Consider the following 9,600-nt stretch of genomic DNA (forward strand, 5'->3'; position numbering starts at 1 on the left):
GGAGGCCTTTTATCCCTTGCCCCGAACTGAAGAAGGCAAAAACTTTAAATCCTCCACTTCCTTCTTCCCCTCCATGCAGGGTGGTCGCTTTTGGCGCTCCTGAGCCCCTCTTCTCGACCGCCTTAGTCAGGAGTTTTGTTTCCACTGGAGGTGCCTCAAATGGACGAGTTTAAGGTTACGCCATGGGACGTAGAGGGCATGGTCGACTACGACAAGCTCATAGAGCAGTTTGGGACAACCCCACTCACAGACGACCTCCTTGAGAGGACGGCAAGGCTAACTGGGAGTGAACTTCCAATATTTTTCAGGAGGCGCTTTTTCTTCTCCCACAGGGACTACGACAAAATCCTTGCCGACTACGAGAGCGGAAGGGGCTTCTTCCTCTACACGGGAAGGGGCCCGAGCGGTCCGATGCACATCGGCCACATCATCCCCTTCTTCGCCACCAAGTGGCTCCAGGATAAGTTCGGGGTTAACCTGTACATCCAGATAACCGACGACGAGAAGTTCCTCTTCAAGGAGAAGCTGAGCTTTGAGGATACAAAGTACTGGGCGTATCAGAACATCCTTGATATAATAGCTGTGGGCTTCGACCCAGATAAGACCTTCATCTTCCAGAACAGCGAGTTCACGAAGATATACGAGATGGCCCTGCCGATAGCGAAGAAGATAAACTTCTCGATGGCGAGGGCCGTTTTCGGCTTTACAGAGCAGAGCAAGATTGGGATGATTTTCTACCCGGCGATACAGGCGGCGCCTACCTTCTTCGAGAAGAGGCGCTGTTTAATTCCAGCGGCAATTGACCAAGACCCCTACTGGCGCTTACAGAGGGACTTTGCAGAGAGCCTCGGCTACTACAAAACCGCTGCCCTTCACTCGAAGTTCGTCCCGCCGCTCACGGGCCTTGAGGGCAAAATGAGTGCGAGCAAACCGGAAACGGCCGTTTACCTAACCGACGACCCGGAGGAAGCCGGAAGGAAGATATGGAGATTCGCCTTGACCGGTGGCCAGCCAACGCTTAAGGAGCAACACGAAAAGGGCGGAAACCCCGACAGGTGCGTCGTCTTCAAGTGGCTTGAGATATTCTTCGAGCCCGATGACGAGAAGCTCATGGAGCGCTATAGAGCCTGCAAAGCCGGCGAGCTGACCTGTGGCGAGTGCAAGCGCTACCTCATCAAGAAGGTTCAGGACTTCCTCAAGGAGCACCAGAAGAAGAGAAAGGAAGCGGAAAAGAAAGTCGAGAAGTTCAAGTATACCGGAGAGCTGGCTAGAGAGCAGTGGGATAAAGCCATCCCTGAGGCCTTGAAAGAGTAACCTTTTTATGTCCTCTTCCCACTTTTACTTGGTGGTAAATGTGGGTTCCAGACCCATTCTGGCTGTGGTTATAATACTCCTTGTTTTAGTTTCTGGCTGTATTGGAGGGAAAACATCTACAACGTCAACGGGTACGTCCTCGGGGACCTCCCAGATCCAGACTTCAGCAACGTCACACTCAGTGCCTCCATGGGAATACGGGAACGCGAAGGTAATCAAGGGGGCTACAGTTAGGAGCATAGACTTCCACTGGAAGGAAATGGGGGTGTATACCGGGAACCTCTACCTCACCTACTCAAGGGGCATCGTTACCGTGAACTTCACGGGCGTGATGAGGAACGACAGGGCAAAGGCCATCGAGGTTCTGGAGGAGGTGCCCAACGAAAAGCCCTCGGTTATAAACATCACCGTCATCGTGAACGGAAAGGTCGTTGACCTTGCCTCACCCCCCGTCGAGGTCTACGCCTATCCTAAGGTTTACAGGGGCCACTTCGGCTATCCACACTCCGGCTGGCTCGTTCTCTACAGGATTCCGGTAAACGAGTCGATTTTCAATCTGACCCTGATTTCAAGGTTCGATTACGGAAAATACACCTCTATGTATAATCCAGAGTGGGCCCTCGCCGTCCCGGTGATTCTTGGCGCCGTCCCGGTGGTGCATAACCTCAGTCTTAACATCCACTACACCATTCCCGGTGAAAATCTCGTTATTCCAGCATACGGCATCTTCTCGGGCAGTGGAACCTTGAGAAACTTTAATGAGCTGGGCAATCTTAGATATGCCTACATCTACCCCAATTTGGTTGTCAAGAACGTTTCCGTCGGGAGCTTTAACATTACGATGGTCTTCCTCGGGAACTGGTACTCGGGAGACACATACGAGAAACTCGTCAACGTTACCCGGATTGGACTCAATACCTTCGCGGAATACACCGGCTACGATGCAAAGGGGAGAGTGTGGTATGTACAGCACCCTTACCTAGCCAATTCCTATGCTTCACTCACCAAGAACGCCGTTTACCTCAAGCGTTACCTGGATTACGGTTCAGTGTTCTACGTTCTGTACGAGGACTGGCTCCTGTGGTCGAACGGTCTGCTCTCTCCATCACTCGTGAACTTCATGGGCATGTGGCCAATCTTCGTCAGCATGAGGGAAACTAATCCGCAGTATGCCAGGGAATTCGTTAAATTCATGGATTCCTACGCCCTCGGCTATACGTCCAACCTGACGCTGGCTCAGGCTATATCAGGTAACGAGTCCGGAAACATAGTCTTTGGAAGGGGATTCTTTGTCCTCCGCTCCCTCTCAGCGATTATCGGGAACGAGAGCATGGCCAAGGCTTACCGGGTGATATTCAAGAAGTACAGCCGCAGGGCCGGGGTTAACAGCTTGGACACCGGAACATTGCAGAGAATTTTTGAGAACGTGAGTGGCCAGAGGTTGGACTGGTTCTTTGAGGAGTGGTTCAAAACGAACCTCGTTCCCAGCTACAACGTTAAGGATTTGAAGCTCGAAAACGGCTCCGCCTACAGACTGACCTTCAGGCTCGTTGACTCCTCTGGCTTCACGATGCCCGTAGAGATCGCGGTCTACGACTCCAACGGAACGGCCATTGTAAAGAAGACGGTGTGGGTCAGGAAAGGGCTCGGTGATGTGGACTTCGTCCTGGATAAGAGACCATTGGAGATAGTCGTTGACCCCGGCGACTTCATCCTGAACCCCAAGGTTCAGACCACGGTTAACGGGGTATCGGTTTTCGTTAATTAGTCCTTTTCTCTTCTATTCGGGGTTCCGTGGTTGAGAAGGGTTAATTAACAAGTGAAGAGGGCTAAAAATTAAAACCCCCACCCCTCTCTGCTCTCTTCTTCCTCCTCTTTCCCGCTGAGCTCCACTCTGAACGTCCTCTCCTCCCTTACGTCGGGTCTCAGCGGAATGTCGAGGACTGCCCTTAGGATGAAATCGCCGTGCCCCATAACCGTTCCCTCAAGGTGCCTCATGAGCGACCTCGGGCTGGCCGTCTTGTAGCCCGTCACGATTAGGGTCTTCTCCTCGGGAAGCATTCTCTCCATGAACTCGAAGTTGAGGCCCTGGCCGACAACATTTCTCCCGGCCCCGGGTGCCGAGATTTCCACCCTGACCTTTCTGGCTCTGGAGAGGTACGCCTGAACCCTTCCGACTATAGATTTACCCTCTCCCCTGAAGGTTATCTCAGCGGAATCGCCGTTGTGCGATAGCTGTATCGTCCCTTCTCCAGTGACCCTTCCCGAGTCGGTGAGGAACATCAGGAGGACGTCTTTGTAGGGGTCGCTCAGTATCCTCACCGCCGGTGCCGTAACGATGCCCGAGCCATCGGCATCTATGGCCACATTGAACTCCCTCTCCGGAAACTCTATGCTCTGGGAAGTCCCGCTCCTCTCGGCCATAAAGTTCCTGTCAACTTGGTAGTGCCTGTTCCTCCCGCTTCCCGTCCAGTAGCCAGCAAGGTTCAGCCTTCCAGCCTCGTACTCAAGGGGCATGGGAAACGATACCGAGTTCCCGGAAACTATTGCCTTCTCCGTGAAGTCTCTTACCCTCCCGCTGGCCCTTATCCTCGTCAGAGCCACATAAACACCCCCAATCAGGAAGATTGAAGTTATCGCGATGAACAGGAGGGCTATCATCCCCGCTCCGGGCACCGTCGATGTCAGGTACAGAACCGGCAGGATGAACAGTGCTGAAAACACCAGCACCATTATCAGGGCAACCACCGCGCCCTTTTCCTCAACGGCTACTACCTTCAAGGCCCCCACCGAGGAAAATAGAGCGTTCTCTCTTATCACGGTTTCGTGTGGTTTATTAACCTGCATTCCCAAATCCTACGGGTGATGGAATGGTTCGCCTTCCCTTCAGAGATGGTTTTTACGAGCTGAGGCCGAGCAAGATAATCGCTCTGGCCAAGAACTACGCCGAGCACGCTAAGGAGATGGAAAGCGACGTCCCCGAAAGGCCGGTGTTCTTTCTGAAACCGCCGAGCTCTTTGATAGGCCCGGGAGAACCAATAATCCTACCGAGGATGAGCAAGCGCGTTGACCACGAGGTCGAGCTTGCTGTTATAATCGGGAAGCGTGCGAAGCGGGTTCCAGCGGAAAAGGCGATGGACTACATTTTGGGCTATACTATACTCCTTGACATAACAGCCCGCGATCTTCAGGCCGAGGCGAGGGAAAGGGGCCTTCCTTGGAGTCTCTCCAAGGGCTTCGACACATTCGCACCGGTTGGGCCGAGAATCGTTGACAGGCGCGGGTTAAACATTGCTGACCTCGAAATCGGCCTTAAGGTGAACAACGAGGTAAAACAGCTCGGAAGGACGAGCGAGATGGTCTTCACGGTTCCGGAGATAATAGAATACATAAGCTCAATCATGACTCTAGAGCCGGGCGATATAATAGCGACGGGCACACCGGCGGGAGTCGGTCCGCTGAGGCACGGAGACAAAGTCGAGGCGTGGATAGAGGGTATTGGAAAAGTGGAATTCGAGGTTCTAGCGGAGGGTTCGATACTCTGCTGATTTCACTTCCTGTCCATGAGCTTTACAGAAATCCACTGCATTCCTTTTTCATCGTTTTTGACGACGAGAAGGTAGTCTCCCTCCGGAATCCTCACGTTGTCAAGTTTGACTTCCCTGACGTGCTCCCATGCCAGGTAATACCCAAAAGGTTTTCCTTCCTTAAGTCTCCTAAAGTCCTCTTTTGTGAGTACGTAGACGCTAACGTTTCTGTTAGCCTTTATGTAACCGCTGAGCGTCGAGTTCCCGAGGAGGTTGTATTCCCTGTAGTCCTCAAGGTTGGTCTTCCACTCGTAGTTTATGTTCCCGTAGTGGTTTATGAAATACTTCACGCCGAGCCCTATTAGAGCCACCAACCCCACCACGAGAACGACCACCGCGGGCTTCCTCATGATATCACCGAAAAATACATGAAATACAACTTAAAAAAGTTTTTTGAATCCGGAGCATAAGGAGAGGAAAGCCTTAAATAGTTATAAGTCGAGTATTATACCATGCCAATAACTTTCGTTGATCGGGAAAGCGAGCTCTCCTTCATGGAGGAACTCTGGAAGAGGGAAAATTCCTTCCTCCCGATATACGGCAGGAGAAGGGTTGGGAAGACCCGTCTTGTGAAGGAGTTCATTAAGGACAAGCCCGCAATATACTACCTCGCCAGAAACAGCACATATCTCGACAATCTTAGGGGCTTCTCCGACGAAGTGCTCAAGAAGTTTCCAAGCCCTTACCTTACTCAGGACTCTTTTCGAAGCTTTGCGGACGCTTTCAGGTACCTGAGCGAGAAAGGGAAGGTCGTAGTGGTGATTGACGAGTTTCCGTACCTCATTCAGTCTGACAAGAGGGTTCTCAGCGAGTTCCAGTACGTAGTCGACGAGGTTGTGAGGACTTCCAGGCTCCACCTTATCCTCGTCGGTTCGAGCGTTGGCATGATGGAGGAGCACGTCCTGAGCCAGAAGAGCCCGCTCTACGGCAGGAGGGACGGCCAGATAAGGCTCGAACCCCTCGATTTCTTCAACTCATGGAAGCTCCTGGGAGTCAATGTAGAAGAAGCCGTGAGGATATACGGAGTAGCCGGAGGGATTCCGGCCTATCTTATACTTTTCAACAGCTTCGAGGACGTGAAAAGGCTCGCGTTCAGCAAACAGGGCTTCCTCTACGCTGAGGGGGATTTCCTCCTTTCGAGCGAGTTGAGGGAACCGAGGGTTTACAAGCTAATTCTTAAAGCCGTTGCAGAGGGAAAGACGCGCTTCAACGAGATAAGCACCTTCACAGGGATACCCCGCTCGAACCTCTTCAAGTACGTCGAAGTCCTTGAGAGGCTGGGCTTTTTGAGGAGGGAAAGGCCAGTAACGGCCCCTCCGAAGACTAAGAACACCCGCTATAAGATAGCCGACAACTACATCCGCTTTTACTTCCGCTTCGTGGAGAGGTACAGGGACGAGGTGGAGCTTGAAAGCCTCGACTTCTGGGGGGAGTTCCTTGAGGAGTACAACGCCTATCTCGGCGGGGTATTCGAAGATGTCGCGAGGCAGTTTTTGGCTAAACTCAACAAAGCTCGAAGACTGCCCTTCCGCTTCACGAAGCTCGGAAGGTGGTGGCATAAGAACGAGGAGATTGACATCGTTGCTTTAAACGAGCGGGAGAGAAGGGCTTTGCTCGTGGAGGTCAAGTGGAAAGACCTGAGTGTGAGGGAAGCGAGGGGAATCCTAAGGGAGCTGGAGAGAAAAGCGGGACTCGTTGGGCTGGAAGGTTGGGAGAAGAGCTATGGAATAGTGGCGAGGAAAGTCGAAAGTAAAGAAGGGCTCAGGGAGAAGGGCTTTTTCGCGTGGGATTTAAGCGACTTTGGTGCGTTGATGCCTTAGCGCCTTATTCTATCACGTAAGCGTGAACCCTCAGCCCGCCGTGGCCGATTAAGCGGTGATGAACGATTTTGAAGCCGTTCTCTTCCATAGCTTTCTCTATCGCCCTTTTCTCCGTCGTGATGAAGACACCGCGTTTCTCAAGAACTTTGGCAAGTTCACCAAAGAAGTCCATGTAAAGCTTCGGTATCATGCTCTTCCTCCCTATTTTGAGGCCGTAGGGCAAATTACTCACCGCAAAGTCGACGCTCTCAACGTACTCGCTCAGCCTCGTCGCGTCGCCGAGGATGAACTCGATTTTGTCATAAACGCCAGCTGAGACGGCGTTCATCTCCGCTCCGCGAAGGTGCTTGCGGTACTTCTCAAGGCAGTTTATCCTTCCAGAATAGCCCCTGAGGGCAAGCTCGATTGGAATCGTCCCGCTTCCGCAGAAGGGGTCAATGAAGGAACCCCCATCGGGTTCCGCCAGTTCTATGAGCGCGTTCGCTATGCTCGCCTTCAGATGGGCCGGGTGATCGTAGACACGCCACGGCCTCTTGTGCAGGGATGAATCACCGGTCGTGTCAATCCCGAGGAAAAAGGTCTCACCAACAAGTTCCGCGCGGAAGATTACAGAGGGGTGGTCGAGGTTTACCTTAGGCTTTCCAAAGCGCTCCAAACGCTCGAATATCGCCTTTCCAACGGTTTTCGCTATATCAACGCTCGTTATTTTGTGCTCCCCCTTCCTAAAGCTCCTGACGGCGAAGCTTTCGCTCACCTTCACGAAGCGCTCCACTGGAAGGGAAGCCACAAAATCCTCGATTCTCCTCAGGGCCCTTTCAGGCTCGTGCTCACCAATGCCCTCAAAGCGTTCACTCGCTATCTCGACTATGACCCGGTGGAGGAGCCTTGATTTTTCGTTTAGATAAGTTGCAACGCTTAGTTCTCTCTTCCTGCCCTTCTCATCAATATAGAAGGCCTCGCCGACCTCAACTGAAACCCTGCCCTCAACTCCCAGCGGTTTCTCCTCCACTCGAAACGGAACTCCAATTCTGTCCAGCAATGAACGAACTTCAGCACCGGCCAGGTCTTCGATTCCCTGAGAGGTCGTCAGTAAAAGCCTCATGATTGGCGCTTTTTGGTCTCTCTTAAAAGGCTTTGGGCTAAGCCTTAAATATTCTGAAGGGGACTTTTCCCTATGGAGGGCTCCTGGCGCTTCAGGAGGTTTGTCTTCTTGGTCTTCTCGACGATTCCGGTTATCTCCGCGTTAGTCCATTATCCTGCCATAACGGGGACGACCGGAGAGTTTATGCGCTTTACCGGTTTGGCCATCATGCTCATCTCCGGCGGGATAGCTATCTACGTCCACTCACTCTTTCCCAAAAAGCACGACAGACCTGAGGACTTCGGAAAGCTCCTCAAGGACGGCCCCTACCGCTTCGTTAGGCACTCCTTCTATTCGGCCTTCATGTTCCTCGGCTTTGGGATTGCCCTCTTCTTTGCCAGCGTTCCCGGAATAATTGCCTCGCTCCTCATGGTTCCCCTCTGGGAGAGGCTCGCCGAAATGGAGGAGAGGGAACTCTTAGAATACTGGGGCAAAGAATACGAGGAGTTCATGGAGACGAGGGGCAGGTTTTTGCCGAAGGCCGACTCCTGCCCAGGCAGGCTTCTCCTGGTGTTCCTGATTTTCCTCTTCGGCTATTTCACACTCTATGGCCTCAAGGTGCTTTTCGTTGATAGCTACACGGTTGAGTTCTTCATCCGCACCGGCGTTCTCCTCATCCTGACCATCGGATTCGTCCTTCTCATATCAAAATCCCTGGGAATAAGGGCTGAATTCGGCTTCAGAGGGGATGGAATCTGGAGGAGTTTCTTAGTTGCCTCGGCCCTCTCTCTTCCGAGTCCGCTCCTCCAGCTTCAAGCGGGGAACTTTCACGGCTTTCATGTTCAAACATCCGTTGCCTTGATATTCCTCTCCTACCTGCTCTTCGCCATTTACACCTTCTCCGTTTTCGTTGCCTTCCCAATTGAGGTTTTAGCTCCGTGCGGAAGGCTCTGGCTGATTGTTCCGCCGCTCTTTCTCTTCGTTTACGACAGCTACTTCTTCAACGCGGGGAAGATGCCCCCACTCGGCGACCTCATCCTGTTCGTCCTCCTGTACCCAGTCGTTTACAGGAAGACGAGAAACGTCGCAGGGATTATTCTGGCCTACCTTTTCATAGCTGAGTGGGACCCTTGGTGGGCCTTCGGAATCGCTTACGGGCCTGAGGCCTTTAAAATCGCCGGACTGTTAAGGGTGGGCGTTTCCCTGCTCTCAGCATTCCTTCTTCTGTTCATTAAACGGACTCTGAAACAAACCTTTTAAAATCCGGTTCATCTAACTCCAGCTTGTAAGGTGATAACGTATGATCGAGGTCCGCAACCTCACCCGGCACTACGAGTTCGGCAACGTGATGGCCCTTAAGGGGATAAACCTGACCTTCGAGGACGGGAGGTTCTACGTTATTGCCGGCGCCTCGGGAAGCGGTAAGACGACGCTCCTCAACATCCTGAGCGGAGTTGACAGGCCGACCTCGGGCGAGGTCATTGTGGACGGCATCAGGATTCATTCGCTGAAGGAGAAGGAGCTGAGGCGTTACCGCCTCGAAAACTTTGGAATCGTTTTTCAGTTCTTTTACCTCGTGCCCTACCTTACCGGTATTGAGAACGTTCTGCTTCCGATGAAGTACTCAAAGAAGGTTGAGAACCCCGAGGAGAGGGCGAGGGAGCTTTTGAAGCTCGTCAACGCGGAGCACTTAGCCAATAAACTGCCCGAGCACATGAGCGGTGGCGAGATGCAGAGGATAGCTATAGCGAGGGCACTGGCGAACAAGCCAAAATACCTTTTCGCCGACGAACCGACG

General features: G+C 52.6%; 9 protein-coding genes. 6 read left to right on the forward strand and 3 right to left on the reverse strand.

Annotated elements, in window-relative coordinates; all coding sequences use genetic code 11:
* Positions 1 to 159: 159 nt before the first annotated feature.
* Both MVC73_RS07280 and MVC73_RS07285 read left to right on the forward strand, forming a co-directional pair.
* Positions 160 to 1,314, forward strand: coding sequence for a tryptophan--tRNA ligase (locus MVC73_RS07280; RefSeq protein ID WP_297509023.1), 1,155 nt, complete (start codon positions 160 to 162; stop codon positions 1,312 to 1,314).
* Between the two features lie 31 nt (positions 1,315 to 1,345).
* Positions 1,346 to 3,082 (forward strand): hypothetical protein, encoded by a 1,737-nt coding sequence (locus tag MVC73_RS07285; RefSeq protein ID WP_297509026.1) that lies wholly within the window; start codon positions 1,346 to 1,348, stop codon positions 3,080 to 3,082.
* Between the two features lie 68 nt (positions 3,083 to 3,150).
* On the opposite strand, the gene MVC73_RS07290 is transcribed toward MVC73_RS07285, so the two are convergent.
* Positions 3,151 to 4,104, reverse strand: coding sequence for a hypothetical protein (locus MVC73_RS07290; protein WP_297509029.1), 954 nt, complete (start codon positions 4,102 to 4,104; stop codon positions 3,151 to 3,153).
* Between the two features lie 80 nt (positions 4,105 to 4,184).
* On the opposite strand from MVC73_RS07290, the gene MVC73_RS07295 reads away from it, so the two are divergent.
* Positions 4,185 to 4,862 (forward strand): fumarylacetoacetate hydrolase family protein, encoded by a 678-nt coding sequence (locus MVC73_RS07295; protein ID WP_297509032.1) that lies wholly within the window; start codon positions 4,185 to 4,187, stop codon positions 4,860 to 4,862.
* Positions 4,863 to 4,864: 2 nt separating this feature from the next.
* Here the strand turns inward: MVC73_RS07295 and MVC73_RS07300 are convergent, their stop codons facing one another.
* Entirely contained in the window at positions 4,865 to 5,251 is a 387-nt protein-coding gene (locus MVC73_RS07300; protein WP_297509035.1) for a hypothetical protein, read from the reverse strand.
* A 102-nt stretch (positions 5,252 to 5,353) separates the two neighbouring features.
* On the opposite strand from MVC73_RS07300, the gene MVC73_RS07305 reads away from it, so the two are divergent.
* A complete protein-coding gene (locus tag MVC73_RS07305; RefSeq protein WP_297509038.1) occupies positions 5,354 to 6,721 on the forward strand; it encodes an ATP-binding protein in 1,368 nt (455 codons plus the stop codon).
* Positions 6,722 to 6,725: 4 nt separating this feature from the next.
* Here the strand turns inward: MVC73_RS07305 and trm14 are convergent, their stop codons facing one another.
* A complete protein-coding gene (gene trm14 / locus MVC73_RS07310; protein WP_297509041.1) occupies positions 6,726 to 7,823 on the reverse strand; it encodes a tRNA (guanine(6)-N2)-methyltransferase in 1,098 nt (365 codons plus the stop codon).
* A 72-nt stretch (positions 7,824 to 7,895) separates the two neighbouring features.
* Here trm14 and MVC73_RS07315 point away from each other — a divergent pair, with 72 nt between their 5' ends.
* Positions 7,896 to 9,062: an isoprenylcysteine carboxylmethyltransferase family protein gene (locus tag MVC73_RS07315; protein WP_297509044.1), complete on the forward strand. Its 1,167-nt coding sequence runs from the start codon at positions 7,896 to 7,898 to the stop codon at positions 9,060 to 9,062.
* A gap of 40 nt (positions 9,063 to 9,102) precedes the next feature.
* On the forward strand, positions 9,103 to 9,600 hold a 498-nt coding region (locus MVC73_RS07320; protein ID WP_297509047.1), incomplete at its 3' end, for an ABC transporter ATP-binding protein.

It is taken from the genome of Thermococcus sp. (genome assembly GCF_027052235.1).
In the GTDB taxonomy this organism is placed as follows: Archaea; Methanobacteriota_B; Thermococci; order Thermococcales; family Thermococcaceae; genus Thermococcus.

Bases quoted from the DNA above. Each gene is read 5' to 3' on its own strand.
- MVC73_RS07295 (WP_297509032.1), top strand. From the start codon at position 4,185: ATGGTTCGCCTTCCCTTCAGAGATGGTTTTTACGAGCTGAGGCCGAGC.
- MVC73_RS07305 (WP_297509038.1), top strand. From the start codon at position 5,354: ATGCCAATAACTTTCGTTGATCGGGAAAGCGAGCTCTCCTTCATGGAG.
- MVC73_RS07280 (WP_297509023.1), top strand. From the start codon at position 160: ATGGACGAGTTTAAGGTTACGCCATGGGACGTAGAGGGCATGGTCGAC.
- MVC73_RS07315 (WP_297509044.1), top strand. From the start codon at position 7,896: ATGGAGGGCTCCTGGCGCTTCAGGAGGTTTGTCTTCTTGGTCTTCTCG.
- MVC73_RS07300 (WP_297509035.1), bottom strand. From the start codon at position 5,251: ATGAGGAAGCCCGCGGTGGTCGTTCTCGTGGTGGGGTTGGTGGCTCTA.
- trm14 (WP_297509041.1), bottom strand. From the start codon at position 7,823: ATGAGGCTTTTACTGACGACCTCTCAGGGAATCGAAGACCTGGCCGGT.